A 22,846-nucleotide genomic window follows, 5' to 3' on the forward strand; every position below is an offset into this window, starting at 1 on the left:
TTTTGTTTAAATTTTTTTTGCCTTTCAAATTCCCTCGCTACATCCGCCAATTGGCGGATGATAATCGCGCAGGCTCGTGTCAACAAACTATGTCATTGCGAGCGATAGCGTGGCAACCTCCTCGCAATGACATTTTGATACATCTAAAGCGTAAACACTACCTTAAAACTCACATTCCTTCCCATATTGTAGATTCCCGACCGGCCATTGGGTGAAGCAGTGTAATATTCAAAATATTTTAAACGGTTAAGGTTAGATTGATAAGCCACATCAAACAGATTATCTGCCTGGATAAATAACTCGAATATCGGTTTACCTGATTTTCGTTTGATAGTTGAACCCACACCTGCATGTGCTAAGGTATATCCAGGGGTGGGCGTTTCGGTATCGTTTAAGGCGTAGAAACGGTTTTGCGCCGCGAAAAAATCTAATCCTGTTCTTAACCAGAATTTGGAGAACCATCCCAAACTGGCATTCCATTTAAATTTAAGATCAGACTGCCAGTGGAACGGAGGAATGAAGGGGACATACTTAGCTGCGCCGTTACTTTGTTCAATAAGCTTTTGGTTTTTATTCAACCCAATTACATAAGCCAGGCTATTGTCAAACTCAACCCATTTTGTAGATTGCGGATGCAGATTAAATGTAAATTCTGCACCATATAAACGCGCTTTTGATTGCTGGTACTGGTAAGTGGTATTGCCGGGGACGATGATTACCGGGTTTCCGTTCTCATCATTCAAGCGCGATTGGTAAATGTAATTCTCTATGTTGTTGTTAAACACTTCCAGCGCAAGGTCTGCGTCTTTTAAGTAGGCAATAAAGCCAAGGTCCTTCTGCAGGCTAAACTCCGGCTTAAAGTTTCGGTTACCCAGATAAACAATATGTGCACCGGGGTCGAGGCCATTACTGCCTATCTCGGTAATATTTGGTGCACGGTAGCCCCGTGCAATATTTGCCTTCAACAGCACGCGTTCACTAATGTTATAGGTACACCCTAAACTGCCGGAGATGCCGTAATAATTATGGCTAAATGCAGGAAACTGCAATTTCCCAGCCCGGTCACTGGCCGATACCTTTTGCTCAAAACCGTTAGTGGGGTTTAATCCCACATAAAAATCATCCCAGTTAATGTGGCGGGTATCGTAACGGATCCCCCCGGAGATATCTACTCTGCCAAATGTTTTCTTTGCGAAGGCGAAGGCTCCGATATCAAATAACCCATAATCGGGGATGGGAAAATCTGTTGCATCCTTGCTGGCATTGTTTTGATAGATGCCGTTAACGCCGAAAGATGTTTCCCAACCATGCCAGACCTGCGGACTGTAGCGAAAATCGTAATTAATGGTATTTAGCGTTACATATAATCCTGGCTGCTCTGGCTGCGTTGGATGGTTATATTCGCGACGAACGCTTTGCTGCCAGCCCAACGAAGTTGAAAAGATGCCGCTGCCGGCTTTTATCTCTGTTTTATTATATATACGATAATGTTGTATATGCTGGTGCAAAGGCGTAATACCGTATGAGGTAAGCCATTTAACAGGCGCAAAAGGGCGGTTCTTAATATCGTCATTTGCCCCCTCTGCTACCTGTACCGTAAACCTGCGGGTAAGCGAGTCGCGGCTACCATCAGGTATTTCCTGCTTGTTATTATAAGCTGCAGCACTGAACTGCGAATACCCCCAGGGTTTATCAATCCTTGCCATGCCCGAAAAGATATTTTCCTGGTAAGCGGTATTGTAAACGTAGCCGTCTACCTTATTATAATAGTTATGAGCTGTTTTGCCGGTTGCCCTAAATGCGTACTTCCAGTCATTTTTTTTGTAGGCTAAGCCAAGCGAGGATGCTATAAGGCCGTTGTTGGTATGGTATTCCGTCGTCCAGTCGCCGCTAAGTTTGCCGTTCTCTCCGGCAGGCACATATGGAATCAAGTTGATCACACCCGCCAGTGCATCCGACCCATAAGTTAAACTTGCAGGCCCTTTAATCACTTCGGCGCGGGCCATGGCATATTGGTCAACCTCAATACCGTGTTCATCGCCCCATTGCTGGCCTTCCTGGCGTATACCATCGTATAAGGTAAGCACCCTGTTGTATCCCAATCCCCTGATAAATGGCTTAGATATGTTGGGCCCGGTAGTTACGGCCGTTACGCCGGGCACGCCTTTGGTAATCGCATCTATGATGTTGGTGTTTATGATTTGCTGTATTTCTTTTCTGGTGATAACCGCAATGGGAACGGGATTGCTGCGGAGCTCGGTAGCGCGCGATACACCGGTAACAATCACCTCGCTGAGCTTTGAGCTTCCCTCTTGCAATTCGGCGTTTTGGATAACGGTATCGCCTGATATTTTTACCCGGATGTGCTTTGCAAAATAACCAATGCTTGAGCATACCATTACGTATTCGCCGGGCTTTATGCCAGCCAGCTTAAATATGCCATACTGATCTGTAGTGCAGCCATAGGACGTTCCTCGCAGGCTGACTGAAGCATAAGCAAGCGGATTGCCGGAAGCAGAAATTGTTCCCGTTAACACGCCGTTTTGTGCGTAAGTAGTGGCAGACATTAAGAATGAAGACAAAATTATTAAATAATGCATCGAATTATATTTTGAACAAACATATATATTAAATTTAATATGTTAAATAAATAAAATTAGGTAAGGCTAATTTTATTTATAACTGTAACTAATTGTTTATGTTTGTATAAGCAGATAAAAAAATGAACACCCTTTCAGAAGAGAACTATTTAAAATGCATTTATCGCCTTTGGCAGGACAAGGGACAGAAGATATCACCTACGGCAATTGCAGATGCACTGGGCAATAACCCGGCATCGGTTGTAGACATGATAAGAAAGCTTACCGATAAACAACTGATCAGCTACGACAAAAAGAAAGGCGTTGAATTAACCGCTCAGGGCCAGAAAGATGCAACCATGATCGTTCGCCGACACCGGTTATGGGAGGTGTTCCTGCTGGAGAAGCTGGGATATCATTGGGACGAGATACATGATATAGCCGAAGATCTTGAACATATAAAAGATGCAACACTTGCCGATAGACTGGATAAATTTTTGGGCTTCCCGGAATATGACCCTCATGGGGACCCTATTCCAAAGGCAAACGGAAAAATGGCCAAACGCTACTCTACCACCCTGGCTGATGTAAAAGTTGGCGGCAGTTGCCGTGTTGTAGCCGTTAGGGATACTACAAGTCAATTCTTACAATACCTACAGAAGCTTAGCATCAATATAGGCACCAAAATACAACTGCTGGAAAAAATCACCTTTGATAATTCGCTGGTGATCAGTATTAATGGAGAAGAGCCTAAGACAGTTTCCCAAAAATTTGGAGAGAGCCTGTTGATAGATATGTAAACGGAAAAAGCCATGGCGACTGACCATGGCTTTTTTGTATAGGAAACCTGTATACTTAATCTAAACTTATCTGGCGCTTAATGCTTTCTTCCAAAGAGATGAAAGTTTCGGTACGTTGTATACCGGATACGCTTTGGATCTGCTCATTCAACACCTCGCGCAGGTGGTTGGTATCATGACAAACAATTTTCGCAAATATGCTCCAGCTGCCGGTGGTGTAATGCAATTCAACAATTTCCGGTATCTTCTTCAGTTGTGCCACTGCATCGTTGTATTGAGAACCTTTTTCAAGAAATATGCCCAGGAAAGCGGTAACATCGTAACCAAGTTTTTGCGGATTAACCTCAAGACTTGCTCCCTTTATCACTCCCATCTCCTCTAATTTCTTCATGCGAACATGGATGGTACCACCAGAAACGATCAGTTCTTTAGCAATTTCTGTATAAGGAGTGGTAGCATTCTTCATTAAGATGGATAAAATCTGTATATCCAGATTATCAATTTCTAAATTTTGAGGTTTCCTGTGAGGCATAATTTTAAATATCTTTATTTATAGACAAGTTTAATTAAAATAAAACTAAAAATAAAAATATTTTGTTGAAATATTTGCAAGGAAAAGACATGTCCGTTACTTTTGTATTAAGCAATTGACAGTTGCCGACCGTACTTTAAAATAAAAAACATTGTTGGGTGGTGAAATTTTTGGCAGACACACCTCCTTGTCCCGGTGGCGGAGAGCATAGGAAACCCGAAGCGGGCTAACTACTCCTTGAAGGTTCGAACCCTTCCCCAACAGCTATTAATAAGAAAGTACAAAGTTTTGAATTTTGACTTTAAACTTTTGAATTAATATTATCCTGTAGGATGGTGAAATTTTTGGCAGACACACCTCCTTGTCCCGGTGGCGGAGAATAATGGGAAACTCTTAGCAATAAGAATAACCACTCCTTGAAGGTTCGACCCCTTCTCCTACAGCTCTTCTCATAATTTAGGTTTATAATTGGTTAGTAAAAGCTCCTGCCCATCAGGAGCTTTACTTTTATAAGAAGATTTCTAAAAGCATTCAATTAAGTTATTAATGACATAATTGAAGTAACAAAACAATAAAGCCGCGACAGATTATGCCGCGGCTTTGCTCAATATACAATAGGACACAGATCATTTAAAAAAACTTAAAGCCTACACTCAAAGCCCACAGGTTTTGGCGCTGGCCAAAGTTTTGGTTTATCTTGGTAAGGCCACCTTCATATCTAAAATCAGCTGTGATATGCCCAATATCGATACCCGCACCAGCCTGGAAACCCAATGTGCTTTTCTTATAATCACCAAAATCGTTATACGCACCACTCACGTTATCGCTAAAACTCTGGTTTTTATCAAGCAGGTAGCTGTAAACGGGGCCTGCCATCACCCTAAAATTAAGGTTGTCACCGCCCCAGCCTTTACCTACCAATAGCGGTAAGTTAAGGGATGTGAAGGTTACTTTACCGTTTGCGGTAGTTGTGCCGTTGTTATTGTTAAAATCAAATTTACCACCGCTGCTGCCCAGGTAAAGCTCGGGCTGTAAATACAACTTGCTGCCAAAACGCGCAAAGGCCCCTACCTGGTAGCCCGTTACTGATGATTCACTTACATTATCGGCGTTGATCTTTGAAAAATTGATGCCTGCTTTTGCGCCCAGCGAGAATTGGGCTTTGGCGCTAAACGCCGCTGCTAAAATAATAGCAAAACTTAAAAGGTACTTTTTCATAGTTGTTAGTTTTAATTACCGCTTATGCCATTGCTTAGGTAATCTAACCTGTACGTAGAGCATAATTGGTTATTGGTAAAACGTTTTGATATGCATTTATGTTAAAAGTTTAACGCGATGCAACATCTTAAACGTTAAGCGGTGCGTTTTTTATATTTTTGCTTCAACAAATTCTTTTTATGGCAGAGATCACTATAAGCGATAAGGACTGGAAGCGCGTTAAAATAAAGCTTCAGCGAAAATACAATCACCTTACCGACGAAGAACTACAATATACCGCAGGTCAGGAAGACAGCCTGATAAACCGCATAGCAGAACTGGTGAACCGCGACAGGGAGTACGTGGTCTTCACTTTGAAAAAAGCGCTTGTAAATATTGATACTAACAGGCTGTAAAAACAGTTTATAGTAAAAATTCGGGCGGCTTTTTATATATTAGGGTTCAAGCGCTTACCTATGAAGGAAGAACGTACATTAAATCGATTAAAAAAACCTGCGCTTTGTGTGGGTGCCTTAGGCTTAGCTATAGGGCTATGGAGCTTTCAGGACGATCTCTTTCAGATATCAAAGAACCTTGATGTATTTGCATCGGTATATAAAGAGGTAAACCTTAATTACGTAGATGACATCAACTCGGCCAAGCTGGTAAAAACAGGTGTTGACGCCATGCTTGATGGCCTTGACCCATACACCGAGTTTGTACCCGAATCTGAAGTAGAGGATTACAAATTACACTACGTTAGCACGCAGTACGGCGGCATAGGTGCAGGGATTTTTCTGAGGGATAACAAAGTATTTATCTCAGATATTTTTGAGGGATTTGCTGCGCAGAAAGCAGATATACGCCAGGGTGATCAGTTGCTTAAGATCAATGACATTGACCTTGCCGGCAAAACCAACGATCAGATAAGCACCTTGCTAAAAGGCTCAAAAGGAGCTGCTGTAAAGCTTTTACTAAAACGCGGTGAAGAAGCGCCCGTTGTTAAAAACATTGTAAGAGATGAGATAAAACAGCCAAACGTAGTTTATTACGGCATGGTTTACGGCAATATGGGCTACATTAAACTGAATAAGTTTTTAGAGAACTCTGCCGATGAAGTAACCACAGCATTAGTAGCGCTTAAAAAGAACAATCCCAACGGCATTATTCTCGATCTTCGTTCAAACGGTGGCGGTATCTTACAGGAAGCTGTAAAAATTGTCAATCTTTTCGTAGCAAAAGATGTACTGGTAGTGTCGCAAAAAGGAAAGATCAGAGAGAAAAATTTCAGCTACAATACCGTGGCTACGCCAATGGAACCTAATTTACCTCTCGTGGTATTGGTCAACGGTCGCTCGGCTTCAGCATCAGAGATCACGGCAGGAGCATTACAAGACCTGGATAGGGCTATTGTGATCGGTCAGCGCAGTTATGGCAAAGGCCTGGTGCAGCAAACGTTTAACCTTCCTTACAATAGCTTGGTTAAGATCACAGTTGCAAAGTACTACATTCCATCCGGCAGATGTGTGCAGGAACTTGATTATGCCCACCGTAAAGACGATGGTAGTGTGATCAAGGTAGCAGACTCATCCATCCACGAGTTTAAGACCCGTAATGGCCGTTCTGTTTATGATGGAAGCGGTATCTATCCGGATATCCCGGTAAAGCAGGAGCGCTTTGCTAACATCACCTCAACACTGATAAGCAAGTTATATATTTTTGATTATGCAACCTTATATCGCACCGCTCACCCGCAGCCAATTGATCCAAAAACTTTCAGGCTGACGGATGCTGATTATGCAGATTTCACCAAATACCTGCAAGGCAAAAATTACACTTACACCCCGGTATCTGAAAAGATATTAAACAATCTTAAAACTGAAGCTACAAAAGAAAAACAGTTTACCCAGATACAGGCAGAGTATGATGCTTTGAAAGCCAAGATGGCAAGCAACAAACAAAGCGACCTGCAGATGCATAAGGATGAGATAAAGCAGGTGCTGGAAAACGAGATATCATCCCGCTATGCTTATGAAAAAGGCCGTTACGAAGCCAACTTTAAATACGATAAAGAGTTGTCAGAAGCTGTAAAAACCATGCAAAGCAAAACCCAATTGGCATCTATCCTAAAAGGTGAAGGGAGCTTTAAAGTGATAGGTAAACCAGTGTTGGCAATGACCGGTAAAAAGGAGAAGGAAGACAACGACTAAAAGAATAAAGTGCTTTATAAAGGGGTGGCGTATAACACGTTACCCCTTTTTGTTGTTAAATGGTGTTGTAACATCGATGCTACAAACTAAACCGTTTATTTAGCGTTAAGTCATATCTACAAAACCTTTACAGATATGAAAAAGATGATTTTAGCAGCAGCGATATTTTTGAGCTGCGCAGCATACAAACAAGACGCAAAAGCACAGATAAGTTTAAACATTAACATAGGCAGCCAGCCCGATTGGGGCCCTGTTGGATACGACCATGTAGATTACTACTACCTGCCTGACGTTGGTGCTTATTATGATGTTCCCGCCCACCAGTACGTTTATTATGAAAACAACTCGTGGGTTCGAAGGACCTCTTTACCGGTAAGATATAGAAACTATAATCTGTACAATGGCTATAAGGTGGTAATAAACGAACGCCAGCCCTGGTTACGCGACAATGTGTACCGTACCAAGTATGCGGGTTACCGTGGCCGTGGCGGACAGTCGATCATTCGTGATAGCAGGGATGTAAAATATCGCGATCATTGGATGGCCAATAAAGAAAAGCAGGCCTATCACAAAGAGATACAACGCGATAGAAAAGACGCCCGTAAGGATTACAAAGAATATCGTAAAGATGTAAAACGATATGAAAAAGACCGCAAGCACGGACATTAATTTATTGAAAGTTATATAAAAGAATTAAGGGTTGCCTGTTATGGCAACCCTTAACTTTTACACTGCAGGTACTAACTTTTGTTTAAAAAGGTTTGTCAAATTATACAACCTTTGGCACGGATTTTCGTTGAAAGACAAAAACATTTAACCTATGGATAATTTGAAAGGAACGCTGCATGCACGTGTGCATAAGTGGATGGATGCTATCGGCTTCAGGCTCAATGCATCACAAACGAGCGGAAAGAGTAAAGTGACAACCAATCATTATTTCTTTGAAACCTTTAATTTTTTTGAAAGGGAAAAAGATAACGACCATTCAAAGGCCAGGTTTCTGTGCTTTGATATGTATGGAGAGAAAATGAATGTTAAAACCCTGCTCGATCTTCAGACTGCTTTTTTCGACAATATAAGTCAGTTAAAATAGATGTGTAAAAAGAAAGCCGCCAGTATAAACATGGCGGCTTTCTTTAATTTAAGCATCTGCATTTACCACGTTTGTGGCCAGCAGTTGTTATCCTGCTTAGGTGCGGCATCGTCTGTTAAACGGCCCGGCATACTGGCAGACATATTTACCACGGGGCGCGTTGGGTTAAGTGCCTCTTTAATACGCAAACGCAGATCTGCATAATGTGCTGCAGTAAGCGCATCTCCACCAGCAGGCAGGCTCTTGCTTATCTTTGCCAACTCTACACGAACCATAGGCCTGATATCTGATAAGGCAATATTTATAGGCGTCATCCCCATATTAGCAAGTTGTGCCGGCGTTACACCCGGGAAGCTACGACTTGCATCATCATTAAGCAGATTTTTAAGGTTATCTACATAGCTGCGTTGCAGGTTACGTTTAAACTCATCCGGTTTTACTTTACCGAATATACCTGTACGCAGGTCATCAAACAGGTTATTTACGGTGTAAGCATTTAAGCCATTCTTTGATTGGTTATCATACATACGCGCCAAACGTGAAGGGTTAAGCACATTAGCAACAGCGTTTACCTGCACCGCCTTAATGCGATTTAAGGTTACACCGTTATCAAATTTACCAAGCTCCTCGCGGTTTACCAGCCAGGTTGGTGTGGTAAATACCTGCTGGTCTAAGAACATGACCGCATCGTGCTGCAGGTTTTTATTGACGAACCCATAAACCGGACCTTTCTGATCGTAGGTTTTAAAGTTTTCGTTCATGCCGCCTATGTTTGTAGTTACGTGACCAATGTAACGATTGTACTGGCCAATAACTTCGTTGTATAATGTCTCAACATCATCATACTCTTCGCCTTTTTGGTAGGTCCATTTCTCAATGTTTGGCAATATGCGTTTTAGGTTAGCAATACCGTAGTTGCTTGCTTTCATAGCGTTATCACCCAGATCCTCGTTTTGCAGGCGCGGATCGATAGATGTACCCTGGCGGCCATAGTAATAAAGTGGGTTACCTGCTTTAGCCTTAGTCCAGGTATCAAGCGTTTCCTTTTCCTGCTGTGCTGTTTTATTGCCCGGGAAGTAGCTGTAACCCCATTTGATGGACCATAAGTCGTACTCGCCAATTTGCGGGTACAGGTGTGTTACGCCATCGCCTGGTTGGGCAATGTAATTAAAGCGCGCATAGTCCATAATAGATGGCGCTGTACCGTGTTTAGCAGTAAAGGTTTTAGAGCGCAAAGAATCAACCGGGTAAGCATAGCTCGATCCAAAGTTATGTGGCAAGCCAAGCGTATGGCCTATTTCGTGTGATGACACAAAGCGGATCAGTTCGCCCATTTGTGCATCAGTAAATTTAGCCATGCGTACGTTAGGGTTAACCGCTGCGGTTTGGATGAAGAACCAGTTACGTAGCAGGCTCATTACGTTATGGTACCAGCCTACGTGGCTTTCCAGTATCTCGCCGGTGCGCGGGTCTGAAATGTGCGGCCCGTAAGCATTCTGCACATCAGATGCAAAATAGCGGACCACGCTGTAGCGCGCGTCTTCTGTGCTAAACTCGGGATCTTCTTTTGCTGTTGGAGCTTCTTTACCAACTATGGCATTTTTAAAACCTGCGGCTTCAAAAGCTTTGTTCCAATCATTTATGCCTGCAATTAGATATGGCACCCATTTCTTCGGCGTAGCCGGATCAATGTAGTAAACTATCTGTTTCTTAGGTTCAACCAATTCGCCACGGGCGTATGCGGCCTCATCTTTTGGCTCAAGTTTCCATCGGTGGATATATGCGGTAACCTCAGCTTTTTGAGCATCGGTGCCGTAGTCAACCTGCCGCTGCCCAAAGTAGCCGATGCGTGAATCATTTAACCGCGCTTTCATCGGCGTTTTAGGCAACAGCAGCATAGAAGTATTGAACTCAAAAGTTAACGCTGCATTGCTATTATCTGTCGGCGATTCGCCTGCACGGAAGGTTTTAAGTGTACGAACCTCAAGATTTATAGGGAAGCTCTTTACTGTATCGATGTAAGAACGGCTGTTATCTATACCGGCTAATTTGTACTGTTTTTTTATTGCATCCGGAGCGCTGATGGCAGCGATATCTCCGTTGTAGAAATCGGTAACGTCAATCAAAACACCAGTAGTGTCTTTGTTGTACGCTTTGATGTCAAAGGCAGCCAGAACAGCATCAAGATTTGAGTTTTTTACAGATTGGTACATGTCTGATGTGCTATCAGCCCGTACAGAGTAGCTTGGCACACGCACAAATACCTGTTTATCATGGCGCTGCCATTTCCAAACCTGATCGTTAACTTCTTCGCCACCATACTGCTGGCCAAATGATTTTAAACCAACCGGCGTTTTTACAAAGCGGGTTACCACCAGCATTTCGCGGTTTAAAAGGCTATCAGGTATCTCAAAGTAATACTTACCATCTACTTTGTAAGTGGTGAAAAGGCCTGTATCGCCTTTAGTTTTACCAACAAGATCGCTGAATTTTTTGATGCCTTCTTTTTTACCGGCACCAACGGTTGCAGTTGCTGTAGCGCTACCGCCTGGGGTTGTAGTAGTTTTTAAGGTAACAGTGCTACCGGCCTGCTTTTTTGTGGCACATGATGATGCCAATGCCGCCGCCGCGATAGCTGCTACCCGTACATACGTTTTTAAACGCAGAGAGGTGGTCATGTTTTAATTAATTAGGGTTTTAGTAAAGAGTAAAAATATCTATTTATTCAGATATTAAGCGCAACATATTTATTACTAAAGCCAAATATTAAAACTGGCGGCGAAGATTGATAACCACCCTATCACGGCGCCCGTCGTGAAAAACTTCGAGCAGCAAACTTTTACCCGGAGTTTTAAAAAAATTATCTATTTCTTCGGTCGTCATCCTGGCTACCGGTTTAAAATTTATCGAGAGGATCTCGTCACCTGCCAGCATGCCAATATCATCAGCTGCCGACTTTGGAGCTACCCGAGAAACTACTACACGTGAAAGATCTTTTCCGGCTAAGTAATATTCTATCCCGCTCATATCATGTTCAAACGGGGCGCCGAATGTTTTACTGGGTTTTATATACATGTAACCATTAGTATAGTCTAACCCGATATTGAACTTTTTTAAGATGTCCATGCCAATATTGCCATCCCGGGCCACAACAGACCTTGATTGATAATCGGCTGAGGGGAAAGCTGTGATGACATTCTTAAGTTTATATTTACCTAATTCGACGCCTTTTATGCGGCTTAAGTAGCCGGATATCGGCCCGTTTAACGCTATCCCTAAATTTGCAGGGAAGGCATTTTTGGGCAGACCATATTTTTTGATCATATTCTCTATCGAGATAGGATGCCCCGCCCCAAGGTCGATTACAAATTTGTTAAAAACCGCCGTTCCATCAGGCATGGTAACATAGGTTTGCAGGTATGGTTTATGTTCCTCTATGGTAATGGGTATCTTTTGGCTTCGCTTTAGCGGTTTCAGCTCGTTGGGCCTGTAAACGGTTAAAAGGCTGTCGTTAAAATTGATGTTAACGCCCAGTGAATTAAAAAATTCGTAACCAAGCAAGCCGTGAATTGGCATACCAATATGCCCCGATAGATCAAACAAGTCGGTCTTCAAGATCGCGGCAGCAACACCGTTACTTACCAGGCCGTCTATCCCGATATTTAAGGCTTGGGTAATTATAGCCTCAGACGCATCTGCATCCCCCAATCCATTTAAACGGATGAAACGGGATGGTATAATATTAAGCGTATCAATTAAGGTATGGTCTGTAATGATCATCAGACCCACACCTGTATCCAGTATAAAGTTAAATGGCCCTTTGTTGTTAATGCGCATCTTAACGATTATGGCATTGCGTATCATCTTAAAGGGCACGCTTACTTTTTTCCTCCCGGGTTCAAGTGTGAAGTATTGGGCACTTGCAAACGTAAAAGCACACGAGAGCAAGGCAGTAATAAAAAGGGCCTTTATGCAAACACTTATGGCTCTCCCGGCTAACACTGGTAATAATTGGTAATGCTAAATCTACATTTAAAATTTGTAAATTAAACATTGCCTCTTAGCGTTATGTCGGCTTCAACATTTAGGAGAAAAATCTATTTTTTGTCTTCCTCTTCAGTATCGCATTTAAGTTTTCCCTGTAGCTCGGGATTTTGAACAGGTATTGTATTTAATCTCCGCTCAACCTCGGTTTGTTGAATAACAACCGCATATTCTGCAGGTTCAATTCGGCTACCTTTTGCTTCGGCATACACTTGAGTAAATTCTGCACCAATGTATAAGATGGCAGCTGTATAGTATATCCAAACCAGGATAACGATAATAGAGCCTGCAGTGCCGTAAATAGAACCTTGTGCAGTAAATTGAATATAAAGGCTAATAATATATTGGCCAATGATGAATAATATGGCTGTAAAAATAGCGCCCGAACGCACATCTTTCCACTTGATCTTAACATCAGGCAAAACTTTAAATATGATGGCAAAAAGCACGGAAATAACCAGGAGAGTGATCCCGAAATTGACAGCGAAAATAAACGTTTCGCCAACAACGTTGGCAATATCTTTACCTAATAACCTGGGTAAATAGGCCACCAGTTTGTCGCTTATAGCACTGATAACAATGTTCACCAACAAAGACGCAAGCAACAAAAAGCCTAAACTCACTATTAGAGAAAATGATAAAAACCTGTTTTTAAGCAGTTTTACCCAGCCCCTTTTTGGTTTGGCTTTTACACGCCATATGGTATTCAGCGAATCTTGTATCTCTACAAAGATACTACTGGCACCCAGCAGCAACGTTGCTATACTGATCACAAGGCCAATACCGCTTTTCCCGGTAATATCCTGAGATTGAATAGTTTTTTGGATCTGCTGTATACCGTCCTTTCCTATGTATTGTTGAATTTGATCATAAAAATCCTGGCGATAGCTGGGGTCTTTTAAAAATATACCGGCTAAAGACAATATCAATAAAATAAGCGGAGCAAGCGAAAAAATCGTATAGTACGCTAAAGATGCGCTTAGTTTTAACCCATTATCATCAGAGAAACCACTAAAGGTAGCTAAGATTACTTTCCAAAGTTGTTTGAAATATTCTTTACTAAAAACTTTCATGTCAAAATTCAGATATATTTGTTATACACTGCATGTACCTATTTAACATACAAGTATGAAAAACGCGATAAGGCCTGTACACTTTTTTGGAGTGCTTTTACTTTGCCTTGTAATAAGCAATTTTAGTGCCTCGGCTCAAAAAACAACCATTTATTTGGTGCGGCATGCAGAAACCCCGGATACTTTGCCCAAAGCAGATGACCCTGCTTTAAGCCAAACCGGGCAGCAGCGGGCAGGCGAATTAGCCAAAAAACTAAAAGGGAAACACATAAAAGCTATTTACGTTACAAAGCTTAAAAGCAGCGGTTTAACCGCCCGGCCGTTAGCTGTTAAAGCACGGATATTACCAAGGGTTTATGAAGCAGACAGCGCAGGCATAAAATACCTTGCAAAGGCTTTGCTCAAAAATTTTCAGGGAAGTAATGTTTTGATAATTGCTGATGCCAACTCTTTGATGCCGTTGTTGAGCGCATTAGGTGCCGACACGCCTTTTGCTGCCGTTAGTGAACAAGATTACGATATGTTGTACACTGTGACCATTAAAGAAAACGGCGATACGGAGCTTGACCTGGATTACTATGGCCAAAAACACCATGAGAATGAGATCCCGGAAAAATACCTGCCGGAAATAAGTCACCCGGAGAATATACGCCCTTTTACAAATTATTAGGACGCATTAAATGATACAGTGAAGATTTGCTTTACATCCTCATCCTTAATGATACCGACCTGCCAAGTGCCTGCACAAATTCAGGGTCTAAAGCAGATTCGGGTTCGCGAAGTTTCCAAACATTGTTCTCTTTAATGAGGTGCAACTTTTCACCATTGAGCATCAGCTCAAGCTCTGTTGTATTCTTATTAATCAAGTTGCTGTTGATGATCTGGTAAACGTAGTCCCGATCATTAAATGTTATTCGTAGCGGTAATCCCATACACAATTCTTCTCTGTTGTAAAGTTAAATTTTATAACGAACCACGAAAATCTATTTAAAAACTAAGTCCTTGAGGCTCAATGCTGGTTCTGTAAGGCAACAAAAAAGCCCCCTAAAAGGAGGCTTTTAATATGCTTAAAGCTTGGTTAGCTTATGCTTGTTCTTCTTCTAAAGCCATTACTTCGTCTACAAGGATGCGGCCGCAATGCTCGCAAACAATGATCTTCTTGCGCTGACGGATATCAGACTGGCGCTGAGGCGGAATCTGGTTGAAACAGCCAGAACAAGAATCGCGCTGAATGGTAACTACCGCCAACCCGTTTTTGGCGTTTTTACGCAGGCGGCTGTAGGCAGTTAACAAACGCTCTTCAATGTTCTGTTGCGCTTTTTCAGCGGCAGCAGTTAATTCGCTTTCTTCTTTCTCAGTTTCGGCAGTAATAGTACCTAACTCTTCTTTCTTTGCATCAAGGTCGGCGCGGCGAGCGTCAAGATCAGCCTGTGCTTTTTCAAAAATTGTAGTTTTTGAAGCGATCTCATAACCATACTCGCGAATTTTCTTTTCGCTTACTTGTATGTCAAGACCTTGAATTTCAATTTCTTTAGAGATAGCATCGTACTCGCGGTTATTTTTAACCTCGTTAAGTTGTGCTTCGTATTTTTTAATGTTAGCCTGCGAATCTTTGATCAGGTTTTTGCGGGTAACAATTTCGTCCTCAAGATCGTCAAGTTCGTTTTTTATTTTCTGGATGCGGGTTTCCAAACCGGCAACATCATCCTCAAGATCAGCAACCTCCATAGGCAGTTCACCTCTTACCTGGCGTATCCTGTCAATTTTGGTGTGGACGGTTTGCAGTTCGTATAAAGCTTTAAGCTTTTGTTCTATAGTTTGTTCCATTAAATAAAATATTTGACGGGGTTTGTATTCACTTTTGTTAAACGGATGGCAAAGTTACTAAATTTTTTCTGAATAATTTCGCACAATAGTTGCTGCGTAAATTGCTCACTTTCAAAATGTCCGATGTCTGCGATCACAATTTTTCCCTCGGCATCAAAAAACTCGTGATATTTGTAATCCGCTGTAATAAAAACGTCGGCACCGGCAGATATTGCATTTTTAAGTAAAAACCCGCCTGAGCCTCCGCAAACAGCAACTTTTTTTACCTGCCGATTGCGTAAGGCGGTGTGTTTTATCACCTTACAATCCATTGCTGCTTTAACTTCGCCTAAAAAGTCCAGCTCATCAACGGCTATTTCTAATTCGCCTATCATGCCACTACCAATTTGCTGGTGCTGGTTAGTTAAGTTGTACAAGTCGTACGCAACCTCCTCATACGGATGTGCCAATACCAGCGCCATAATGATTTTGCTTTCCAGGTTGGCCGGGTAAATAGACTCTATTCTCACTTCTTCTTCATGGTGGCGGGCACCTATCTCTCCAACGTAAGGCACACTACCCTCCCCCGCTTTAAAAGTGCCTACACCCTCTGCATTGAAACTTACTTCGCTGTAATTACCAATGTTGCCCGCTCCTGCATGGAAAAGTGCTTTACGCACCTGCTCTGCCTGGGCAACAGGCACATAAGTAACCAGCTTTTTTAACAGATTATGTTTTGGTGCAAGTATGCGCGTATTCACCAAGCCTAAAGTTTCGCAGATCCTGGCGTTAACGCCTGTCATAACGTTATCCAGGTTGGTATGAATGGCATACAAGGCAATATCATGGCGGATGGCTTTTTCTACAACACGTTCTGCATAGGTTTTACCGTTAAATTTTTTAAGCCCTTTAAAAACTATCGGATGGTGCGATATGATGAGCTGGGAGCCCGTTGCTATTGCCTCGTCAACTACAGCCTCTGTACAATCAAGAGACACTAATGCCTGGCTGATCTCCTGATCGGGATAGCCTACAATAAGGCCGCTGTTATCATATTCTTCCTGGTAAGACAGGGGAGCAAGCGTTTCGAGGTAAGCAGTAAGCTGTGAAAGTTTCATAGTTTACTAAGGTAGCAAATTTCAGGTTTAGCCCTTCTTAATCTCCCCCTAAAGGCGAGAATTTAAAAAGTCCCTCTCCTTTGGAGAGGGGTTGGGGAGAGGCCAAAAAAAGACCAAAACAGTAGTAATATTTTCTTCGGGTGGTCCGTAGTCGACGTCAATTTACGGCGGGCTCCCAATTCTTACAGCTGTTTCGGCCTTTTAAAATTGGATAGGTTGTGGTAGATATAGGGTGGCTTATGCGTTTTGCTTTTTAACTTTCTTAAGGTCGCCAAGCAAAATGTTCATTAGCTCTTTGTCAAATTTTGTTACCAGTTTGTGTGTTTGTTTATTGTTAGTTTTCATTGTTTTAGGATTTACGTTGATTTATATTTAAACTCTATGTATTAATAACCGATGCCCATTTTAACGATCTGGTAGCTTTCATAAGCCATTTTTTGGTTGTATTCATTGGCTAATGAACGGTGGTTTATCAGGTCAACAATGGTTCCTATTAAACAAAAGCCACCGGTGAAAAAGTAAAGCAAGCCCATAACGGTTTGGCCCAGCATAAAGCGCTGTACACCGGCAATGCCTAAGAAACCTACCAGGGTGAATATTAAGACATCCTGAGGGCTTTTGCGCCTGCCTGAGTAGATCATGTAAAAACTTTCTTTTTGCTGATCGTTAAGATCTTTTGTTGCCTGGTGCAAAACTGTCATCTCTTCATTTGTGATGCCCGGTAATGACATATATGGGTTGTAAGTGTTCATGACTTTTACTTTTAGTTTGTGATTGATGATGTAAAGGTAATATCGCTACAAAAATGAGCCTATACAAAATAGGCGGCAACACTTAAACCCTCGGTAAGCGGAGCAAAATGTTCGGCGAAAAAGAGTGGATGTTTTTTACCGACCTTAATTAAACCTGTAATGGCGTGTGTTCAGTAATACAACTATCCTGTAGAACAGCGCTAAAACCACAGGGATACCCAGCCAATGGGCATGAAACGACGATCTGATATCGCCATGAAATAAATAGGATATAGCATGTCCAAGTCCACAACCCGGGCACCATGTTAAACCTATGGCTTTAAAGGGGCATAAACTAAAATGGCCCTGACTTGCCGGGTTAGTAAACGCCAGGCAAACCAAAGCCACAGTCCATATTGTTAATTCTGCGTATCTGTTAAACAGCCGTTTAATCAACCCTGTTAGATTTTGTTGTAAGTAACAAAGATACCGCAAAAGCCTCTATTACACCAACAAGCAGGGCACCAAAAATACGGCCGCTAAAGCTTTGAAAACTGGTATCGTTGCCGCTATTATTTATATTGATAAACAAAATGCCACCGAAAACGGCTATAGCTCCGCCTACCAATAATATCTTAAAGCTTTGGATAAGCGCTTCTAAAAAGCCCATGTTTCCTTTAAGCTCACCGTCCCTAAATCTCTTTACCCCAAAAAATAAGCCGATAAGCGGTATCAGCCCGGATACATATTCAATAGGTGCGGCCTTGCTTTCAGTGAGGTTATACCCTGCACTGCGCATTATAAACAGCCATGCAATGCTCAAAATCCCGATAAGTATCCCAAATATAACTGAGTTCTTCATCTCTGTAAAGGTTGTAAATGTGTGTATTGTGTATTTATCATTAAAAAGTAAACATAAGGTCAAATTGTTTGCTTTAAAATATGATAATTGGCTACAGGTGGCCAAGAAGATGTAATTACTTTATATTTGCACCGATTTGAACATCCGTGATATTTTAGAGCGATATAAGGCTGATGAACGGATAACCGGGCTGGCAAAAGCGTTAAATGCCGGCAAGAGTCCAAGGGTACAGCTGCGAGGTTTAGTCGGATCGGGAGATGCGGCCATGGCCACTGCATTGTATTTTTTGCAGCATAAGCACATGATATTTGTGCTGCCGGAGCGCGAGGAGGCTGCCTATTTCTTATCGGACCTTGAAAATTTAACCGGGAAAGATGTTCTTTTTTTCCCATCATCATACCGTAAGCCGTTTGAGTTTACTCAGCCAGACAGTTCCAATGTTTTGGCCCGCGCCGAGGTATTGAACGAACTAAACCACTCTACCGAGTATGGTCAGTTGATCGTAACCTACCCCGAGGCATTGGCTGAGAAAGTGATCGATCGTTCATCATTAGAGAAAAACACCCTTAAAATCAGTGTTAACAATAAACTCAGCATCGATTTCATTAATGAGTTTTTGGTTGAATATGATTTTGACCGCGTTGATTTTGTTTATGAGCCGGGTCAGTTTTCAATTCGCGGAGGCATTGTAGACATTTTCTCATTCTCGCATGACCTGCCTTACCGCGTAGAGTTTTTTGGCGACATGATAGAATCTATCCGCACTTTTGAGATAGAAAGCCAACTTTCTGTTGAGCAGGTAAAGCAGATCACTATTGTTCCTAACGTGCAATCAAAGTTCTTAACTGAACACAATATTTCGCTGTTGGAGTATGTTGAAGCAGGCACGCAGGTATGGATAAAAGATGTACAGTTTACGCTGGATATTATCCAAAGCGGCCATAAAAAAGCAACCGCTTTATGGAAAGCGTTGTCTGTTGAGGAAAAAAATCAAAACCCCGATTGGATAGACCCTAAGTTTGCTTTTACAGATGAGAAACTGATAGCTGACCAATTGCATGATTTTCCGTTGGTAGAGTTTGGCAAGCAGTTTTTTTATAATGATGCGCAGGTGATCAATTTTGATATGCGCCCGCAGCCATCGTTCAATAAGGACTTTAACCTGCTTATACATAACTTTAAGAACAACGAGGCAGAGAAGATAGAGAACTTTATCCTTACCGATTCTGCCAAACAAGTTGAGCGTTTATATGCCATACTGGATGACCTGGATAAGACGGTAAAGTTTACGCCGGTAAATATCTCTATCCGCGAAGGATTTATTGACAGGGAACAAAAGCTGGCTTGTTATACAGATCACCAGATATTTGACCGCTATTATAAATATAAACTTAAAAAGGGGTATCAGCGATCGCAAGCAATAACGCTGAAAGAGTTACGAGATCTTAAGCCCGGCGATTTCATTACCCATATTGACCATGGTATTGGCAAGTATGCCGGATTGGAAAAAGTGGAGGTTAATGGTAAAACGCAGGAAATGATAAGGCTTGTTTATGCCGATAACGACCTGCTGTATGTAAACATTAACTCGCTTAACCGCATCAGCAAATACAGTGGCAAGGAGGGTACCCAACCGCGCATGAATAAGCTGGGCACCGATACCTGGGAACGTCTTAAGAAAACAACAAAAAAAAAAGTTAAGGACATTGCCCGCGACCTGATAAAGCTTTACGCCGTGCGTAAAGCCCAAAGCGGTAATGCGTTTTCGCCCGATAGTTACCTGCAAACTGAGCTGGAAGCTAACTTTTTGTACGAGGACACCCCCGACCAGGAAAAAGCAACGGCTGACTTTAAAAAAGATATGGAATCGCCGCACCCAATGGATCGCCTCATTTGTGGCGACGTGGGTTTCGGAAAAACAGAAGTTGCCGTAAGAGCGGCGTTTAAGGCCGTTGCCGATAGTAAGCAGGTGGCTATATTGGTGCCAACTACCATCTTGGCGGCGCAACACTACAAGACCTTTAGCGACAGGCTTAAGGGGTTCCCGGCTAATATAGATTACATTAACCGCTTTAAAACCAGTAAGCAGATCAAAGAAACGCTTGAGAAGCTTAAGGATGGCAAAGTTGATATTATTATTGGCACACACCGTTTGGTGAGCAAGGACGTGAAGTTTAAAGACCTCGGTCTGATGATCATTGACGAGGAGCAAAAGTTTGGTGTAACTGTAAAGGAAAAGCTTAAACAGATGCGTGCTAATGTTGATACACTTACGCTGACAGCTACGCCTATCCCGCGTACGCTGCACTTTTCGCTGATGGGCGCACGCGACCTTTCTATTATATCAACGCCGCCGCCAAACCGCCAGCCGGTAGTAACAGAGCTGCATGTGTTTAACGATACATTGATAAAAGATGCCGTACAGTACGAGATAGAACGCGACGGCCAGGTGTTCTTTATTCACAACCGCGTGGCAGATCTGCCGCAATTAGGCGCCCTCATTCATAAACTGGTACCAAAGGCCCGAATAGGCATTGCCCACGGTCAGTTAGATGGCGATGCGCTGGAAGATGTGATGCTGAAATTTGTAAACCACGAGTATGATGTATTAGTGGCTACAACCATTATTGAGGCAGGTTTGGATATTCCGAACGCCAATACCATCATCATTAACCATGCCCACATGTTTGGATTAAGCGACTTGCATCAGATGCGTGGCCGCGTGGGCAGGAGCAATAAAAAGGCGTTCTGTTATTTGCTTAGTCCGCCGTTGAGTACTTTGACAAATGAGGCCCGCAAGCGTTTGAGTGCCATTGAAGAGTTCAGCGACCTTGGGAGCGGCTTTAACGTAGCCATGCGCGACCTGGATATCCGCGGCAGCGGTAACTTACTTGGCGCTGAGCAAAGTGGGTTTATTGCCGAAATAGGTTTTGAGATGTACCACAAGATCTTAGACGAAGCCATTCACGAATTAAAAGACGAAGAATTTAAAGGCGTGTTCCCCGAGGAAAAACCACGTCCTTACATCAGCTTTACCCAAATAGATACCGACCAGGAGATTCTGATCCCTGATGAATATGTAACTAACATCGGCGAACGCTATAATTTGTACACGGAGTTAAGCAAACTGGAAAACGAAACCGAACTACAAGCGTTTCAACAGCAACTGCATGACAGGTTTGGCCCGATACCTCACCAGGTTAACGAGTTATTTAATTCCATCCGCTTACAGTGGTTGGGTAAAGCGATAGGATTCGAAAAACTGTCGCTTAAAAATAATGTGTTACGCGGCTATTTTGTAAGCAACCAGCAATCGTCATATTTTGAAACAGATGAGTTCCGGGAGGTGCTCAATTTTGTGCAACGCAACCCAAGGCGCACCAATCTTAAAGAGGTTAAGAACACACTACGTTTAAGCGTTGACCGGGTTAGTACTATTGAAGAAGCGCTGGAGTTGTTAGGTGAGATGAGGGTTATTTGGGCGTAGGTCTGTCAAATTCCTCAGTACTGGTTGAAGTTTCCAACTTCAACCAACAATGCGGCAAGGATTCTCCTTGCGACACAAGTTGGAAGCTTTGATCGTTTTAGGTCTAAGTTACGCTGTGGCTAAACTTAGACCAGTAGAGGGCTATAAGATTTTGTATGCCTTTAAAAATTCGTCCCTTATTTTGATAAATTGCTTGCGCTGGGTGTATTCTGGCAGTTTCTCGGCAAACCAATCTGGTTCGTAAGCTTCTATAGCAATAAATTTATCTCCTGCAATCAATTCAAACCTATAATTGGTACCATCACTTAGACTTGATGCGACGCTGTAACCATCGGCATTGTGGTGTATCTGGTTATTTAATGAATCCGTTTTGATCTTCCAGAGGTTTGCCTCGTTAAGCTTGTCAATAATTACTTTTGCTTTTTTAGTATTGGCAGGCTTCATTTTTAGCACTGGAGCGAGCCATGATTTATCTACTTTTCGCTTGCATATCATAGTACCTTTATAATAAACACCTTGTTTCTCGGCTATCAATGCGTAATATATTACGTTAGATTGCCAGTAACCTTCTGTTGTGTAGGCAACAATGCGGTCGTACTTTTCGTGCAACTGCGCAAAAGCCATCGAATGTTGAGAACTATCAATGACGCCGTAATTACATGGCAGAGGCTGAGCCGTATCAGCAAAAGGTATCATCAATAGCAATGCAATCAGAATTCTCATCACCCCACCTTCTGATATATCCCTCTCAAATTCCTGCCCAACTCACGGTAATCTAAGCCATAGCCTACCACAAATTTATTAGGGATCTGGAAGGCCACGTAACGCAGTTCTTCAATGCTGTGCTCTATCGAGTCTGGTTTTAATAAAAGGCTGCAAACGGTGATTGACTTGGGTTCGCGTACCTGCAGTTTTTCTATCAGGAATTTGATAGTGTTACCTGTGTCGATGATATCCTCTATCAGGATGATGTCGCGGTCCTTGATGTCTATTGTTAAGTCAAAGTCGTCGCGGATCTGGCGGGTGCTTGACGTTCCGCCGAAGTATGAAGCCAGTTTTACAAATGTTACTTCGCAAGGCACAACTATCTCACGCACCAGGTCGGCAATAAACAGGAAGCTGCCGTTAAGCACGCCCACAAATACAGGCTGGCGGCCTTCAAAGTCATTATTAATATCCTGCGCAAGTTCTGCAACGCGCTGCTGTATCGCCTCGTGCGAAAACATGGGTTCAAACTCAAGGTCGGCTATTTGTAATTTCATGCTGTAAACATACTAATTGCGAAACAATTTGTGGCTTTATACGCTATCTTTG

Annotated in this window: 22 protein-coding genes and 1 tRNA gene; 9 read left to right on the top strand and 14 right to left on the bottom strand. The window is 42.5% G+C overall.

Features of this window, described 5'->3' with window-relative positions; all coding sequences use genetic code 11:
- Positions 1-143: 143 nt before the first annotated feature.
- Positions 144-2,567 carry a TonB-dependent receptor gene (locus tag INP83_RS03530; RefSeq protein ID WP_255563246.1) on the bottom strand — a complete coding sequence of 808 codons (2,424 nt, stop codon included), beginning with the start codon at positions 2,565-2,567 and terminating at the stop codon, positions 144-146.
- Positions 2,568-2,722: 155 nt separating this feature from the next.
- On the opposite strand from INP83_RS03530, the gene INP83_RS03535 reads away from it, so the two are divergent.
- Positions 2,723-3,379 carry a metal-dependent transcriptional regulator gene (locus tag INP83_RS03535; RefSeq protein ID WP_146269503.1) on the top strand — a complete coding sequence of 219 codons (657 nt, stop codon included), beginning with the start codon at positions 2,723-2,725 and terminating at the stop codon, positions 3,377-3,379.
- A gap of 55 nt (positions 3,380-3,434) precedes the next feature.
- Here INP83_RS03535 and INP83_RS03540 read toward each other — a convergent pair whose 3' ends face one another.
- Entirely contained in the window at positions 3,435-3,911 is a 477-nt protein-coding gene (locus tag INP83_RS03540; protein ID WP_146269502.1) for an Lrp/AsnC ligand binding domain-containing protein, read from the bottom strand.
- 152 nt (positions 3,912-4,063) lie between these two features.
- Between INP83_RS03540 and INP83_RS03545 the strand changes: the two genes are divergently transcribed.
- A tRNA-Asp gene (locus INP83_RS03545) sits at positions 4,064-4,175 on the top strand.
- A 366-nt stretch (positions 4,176-4,541) separates the two neighbouring features.
- Here INP83_RS03545 and INP83_RS03550 read toward each other — a convergent pair.
- Entirely contained in the window at positions 4,542-5,129 is a 588-nt protein-coding gene (locus tag INP83_RS03550; protein WP_146269501.1) for a porin family protein, read from the bottom strand.
- A gap of 179 nt (positions 5,130-5,308) precedes the next feature.
- Between INP83_RS03550 and INP83_RS03555 the strand changes: the two genes are divergently transcribed.
- The 4 genes from INP83_RS03555 to INP83_RS03570 all read left to right on the top strand — a co-directional run bounded on the left by INP83_RS03555 (position 5,309) and on the right by INP83_RS03570 (position 8,411).
- Complete coding sequence (locus tag INP83_RS03555) at positions 5,309-5,524, top strand: hypothetical protein (RefSeq protein ID WP_146269500.1); 216 nt, start codon at positions 5,309-5,311, stop codon at positions 5,522-5,524.
- 60 nt (positions 5,525-5,584) lie between these two features.
- Entirely contained in the window at positions 5,585-7,318 is a 1,734-nt protein-coding gene (locus INP83_RS03560; RefSeq protein ID WP_219126329.1) for a S41 family peptidase, read from the top strand.
- Between the two features lie 135 nt (positions 7,319-7,453).
- Positions 7,454-7,987 carry a hypothetical protein gene (locus INP83_RS03565; protein WP_219126330.1) on the top strand — a complete coding sequence of 178 codons (534 nt, stop codon included), beginning with the start codon at positions 7,454-7,456 and terminating at the stop codon, positions 7,985-7,987.
- Positions 7,988-8,138: 151 nt separating this feature from the next.
- Positions 8,139-8,411, top strand: a complete 273-nt coding sequence (locus tag INP83_RS03570) for a hypothetical protein (RefSeq protein ID WP_146269497.1) — start codon at positions 8,139-8,141, stop codon at positions 8,409-8,411.
- A gap of 62 nt (positions 8,412-8,473) precedes the next feature.
- On the opposite strand, the gene INP83_RS03575 is transcribed toward INP83_RS03570, so the two are convergent.
- The gene (locus INP83_RS03575) at positions 8,474-11,089 is read right to left on the bottom strand and encodes a zinc-dependent metalloprotease (protein ID WP_219126331.1); all 2,616 of its coding nucleotides are present in this window, start codon (positions 11,087-11,089) and stop codon (positions 8,474-8,476) included.
- An 88-nt stretch (positions 11,090-11,177) separates the two neighbouring features.
- On the bottom strand, positions 11,178-12,248 hold the full coding sequence (locus INP83_RS03580) for an aspartyl protease family protein (RefSeq protein WP_219126332.1): 1,071 nt from the start codon (positions 12,246-12,248) through the stop codon (positions 11,178-11,180).
- Positions 12,249-12,258: 10 nt separating this feature from the next.
- On the opposite strand from INP83_RS03580, the gene INP83_RS03585 reads away from it, so the two are divergent.
- Positions 12,259-12,429, top strand: a complete 171-nt coding sequence (locus tag INP83_RS03585) for a hypothetical protein (protein ID WP_219126333.1) — start codon at positions 12,259-12,261, stop codon at positions 12,427-12,429.
- A 79-nt stretch (positions 12,430-12,508) separates the two neighbouring features.
- Here the strand turns inward: INP83_RS03585 and INP83_RS03590 are convergent, their stop codons facing one another.
- Positions 12,509-13,528 (bottom strand): YihY/virulence factor BrkB family protein, encoded by a 1,020-nt coding sequence (locus INP83_RS03590; protein WP_219126334.1) that lies wholly within the window; start codon positions 13,526-13,528, stop codon positions 12,509-12,511.
- A 55-nt stretch (positions 13,529-13,583) separates the two neighbouring features.
- Between INP83_RS03590 and INP83_RS03595 the strand changes: the two genes are divergently transcribed.
- Positions 13,584-14,198 (top strand): phosphoglycerate mutase family protein, encoded by a 615-nt coding sequence (locus tag INP83_RS03595; protein ID WP_219126335.1) that lies wholly within the window; start codon positions 13,584-13,586, stop codon positions 14,196-14,198.
- 31 nt (positions 14,199-14,229) lie between these two features.
- On the opposite strand, the gene INP83_RS03600 is transcribed toward INP83_RS03595, so the two are convergent.
- The 6 genes from INP83_RS03600 to INP83_RS03625 form a co-directional block, all read right to left on the bottom strand.
- Entirely contained in the window at positions 14,230-14,460 is a 231-nt protein-coding gene (locus INP83_RS03600; RefSeq protein WP_219126336.1) for a hypothetical protein, read from the bottom strand.
- A gap of 151 nt (positions 14,461-14,611) precedes the next feature.
- On the bottom strand, positions 14,612-15,355 hold the full coding sequence (locus INP83_RS03605) for a zinc ribbon domain-containing protein (RefSeq protein ID WP_146269491.1): 744 nt from the start codon (positions 15,353-15,355) through the stop codon (positions 14,612-14,614).
- Positions 15,355-16,452, bottom strand: coding sequence for a Nif3-like dinuclear metal center hexameric protein (locus INP83_RS03610; protein WP_219126337.1), 1,098 nt, complete (start codon positions 16,450-16,452; stop codon positions 15,355-15,357). The genes INP83_RS03605 and INP83_RS03610 overlap by 1 nt, the downstream gene beginning before the upstream one ends.
- 386 nt (positions 16,453-16,838) lie before the next feature.
- On the bottom strand, positions 16,839-17,204 hold the full coding sequence (locus INP83_RS03615) for a TM2 domain-containing protein (protein WP_146269489.1): 366 nt from the start codon (positions 17,202-17,204) through the stop codon (positions 16,839-16,841).
- A 144-nt stretch (positions 17,205-17,348) separates the two neighbouring features.
- Positions 17,349-17,591, bottom strand: coding sequence for a DUF2752 domain-containing protein (locus INP83_RS03620; RefSeq protein WP_255563247.1), 243 nt, complete (start codon positions 17,589-17,591; stop codon positions 17,349-17,351).
- Positions 17,592-17,631: 40 nt separating this feature from the next.
- Positions 17,632-18,045: a DUF4199 domain-containing protein gene (locus tag INP83_RS03625; RefSeq protein ID WP_146269488.1), complete on the bottom strand. Its 414-nt coding sequence runs from the start codon at positions 18,043-18,045 to the stop codon at positions 17,632-17,634.
- Positions 18,046-18,181: 136 nt separating this feature from the next.
- Between INP83_RS03625 and mfd the strand changes: the two genes are divergently transcribed.
- Positions 18,182-21,532: a transcription-repair coupling factor gene (gene mfd / locus INP83_RS03630; RefSeq protein WP_219126338.1), complete on the top strand. Its 3,351-nt coding sequence runs from the start codon at positions 18,182-18,184 to the stop codon at positions 21,530-21,532.
- Positions 21,533-21,673: 141 nt separating this feature from the next.
- Here the strand turns inward: mfd and INP83_RS03635 are convergent, their stop codons facing one another.
- Both INP83_RS03635 and hpt read right to left on the bottom strand, forming a co-directional pair.
- Complete coding sequence (locus INP83_RS03635) at positions 21,674-22,255, bottom strand: hypothetical protein (protein ID WP_219126339.1); 582 nt, start codon at positions 22,253-22,255, stop codon at positions 21,674-21,676.
- Positions 22,255-22,794 carry a hypoxanthine phosphoribosyltransferase gene (gene hpt, locus INP83_RS03640; RefSeq protein ID WP_219126340.1) on the bottom strand — a complete coding sequence of 180 codons (540 nt, stop codon included), beginning with the start codon at positions 22,792-22,794 and terminating at the stop codon, positions 22,255-22,257. Before hpt ends, INP83_RS03635 begins: the two co-directional genes overlap by 1 nt.
- Positions 22,795-22,846: the final 52 nt, after the last annotated feature.

Source organism: Mucilaginibacter sp. 21P (genome assembly GCF_019331605.1).
Classification (GTDB): domain Bacteria; phylum Bacteroidota; class Bacteroidia; order Sphingobacteriales; family Sphingobacteriaceae; genus Mucilaginibacter; species Mucilaginibacter achroorhodeus.

Excerpts from the sequence above, each read along its gene's own strand:
- INP83_RS03530 (WP_255563246.1), bottom strand. The coding sequence starts at position 2,567 with ATGTCTGCCACTACTTACGCACAAAACGGCGTGTTAACGGGAACAATT.
- INP83_RS03535 (WP_146269503.1), top strand. The coding sequence starts at position 2,723 with ATGAACACCCTTTCAGAAGAGAACTATTTAAAATGCATTTATCGCCTT.
- INP83_RS03540 (WP_146269502.1), bottom strand. The coding sequence starts at position 3,911 with ATGCCTCACAGGAAACCTCAAAATTTAGAAATTGATAATCTGGATATA.
- INP83_RS03550 (WP_146269501.1), bottom strand. The coding sequence starts at position 5,129 with ATGAAAAAGTACCTTTTAAGTTTTGCTATTATTTTAGCAGCGGCGTTT.
- INP83_RS03555 (WP_146269500.1), top strand. The coding sequence starts at position 5,309 with ATGGCAGAGATCACTATAAGCGATAAGGACTGGAAGCGCGTTAAAATA.
- INP83_RS03560 (WP_219126329.1), top strand. The coding sequence starts at position 5,585 with ATGAAGGAAGAACGTACATTAAATCGATTAAAAAAACCTGCGCTTTGT.
- INP83_RS03565 (WP_219126330.1), top strand. The coding sequence starts at position 7,454 with ATGAAAAAGATGATTTTAGCAGCAGCGATATTTTTGAGCTGCGCAGCA.
- INP83_RS03570 (WP_146269497.1), top strand. The coding sequence starts at position 8,139 with ATGGATAATTTGAAAGGAACGCTGCATGCACGTGTGCATAAGTGGATG.
- INP83_RS03575 (WP_219126331.1), bottom strand. The coding sequence starts at position 11,089 with ATGACCACCTCTCTGCGTTTAAAAACGTATGTACGGGTAGCAGCTATC.
- INP83_RS03580 (WP_219126332.1), bottom strand. The coding sequence starts at position 12,248 with ATGCGCATTAACAACAAAGGGCCATTTAACTTTATACTGGATACAGGT.
- INP83_RS03585 (WP_219126333.1), top strand. The coding sequence starts at position 12,259 with ATGGCATTGCGTATCATCTTAAAGGGCACGCTTACTTTTTTCCTCCCG.
- INP83_RS03590 (WP_219126334.1), bottom strand. The coding sequence starts at position 13,528 with ATGAAAGTTTTTAGTAAAGAATATTTCAAACAACTTTGGAAAGTAATC.
- INP83_RS03595 (WP_219126335.1), top strand. The coding sequence starts at position 13,584 with ATGAAAAACGCGATAAGGCCTGTACACTTTTTTGGAGTGCTTTTACTT.
- INP83_RS03600 (WP_219126336.1), bottom strand. The coding sequence starts at position 14,460 with ATGGGATTACCGCTACGAATAACATTTAATGATCGGGACTACGTTTAC.
- INP83_RS03605 (WP_146269491.1), bottom strand. The coding sequence starts at position 15,355 with ATGGAACAAACTATAGAACAAAAGCTTAAAGCTTTATACGAACTGCAA.
- INP83_RS03610 (WP_219126337.1), bottom strand. The coding sequence starts at position 16,452 with ATGAAACTTTCACAGCTTACTGCTTACCTCGAAACGCTTGCTCCCCTG.
- INP83_RS03615 (WP_146269489.1), bottom strand. The coding sequence starts at position 17,204 with ATGAACACTTACAACCCATATATGTCATTACCGGGCATCACAAATGAA.
- INP83_RS03625 (WP_146269488.1), bottom strand. The coding sequence starts at position 18,045 with ATGAAGAACTCAGTTATATTTGGGATACTTATCGGGATTTTGAGCATT.
- INP83_RS03635 (WP_219126339.1), bottom strand. The coding sequence starts at position 22,255 with ATGAGAATTCTGATTGCATTGCTATTGATGATACCTTTTGCTGATACG.
- hpt (WP_219126340.1), bottom strand. The coding sequence starts at position 22,794 with ATGAAATTACAAATAGCCGACCTTGAGTTTGAACCCATGTTTTCGCAC.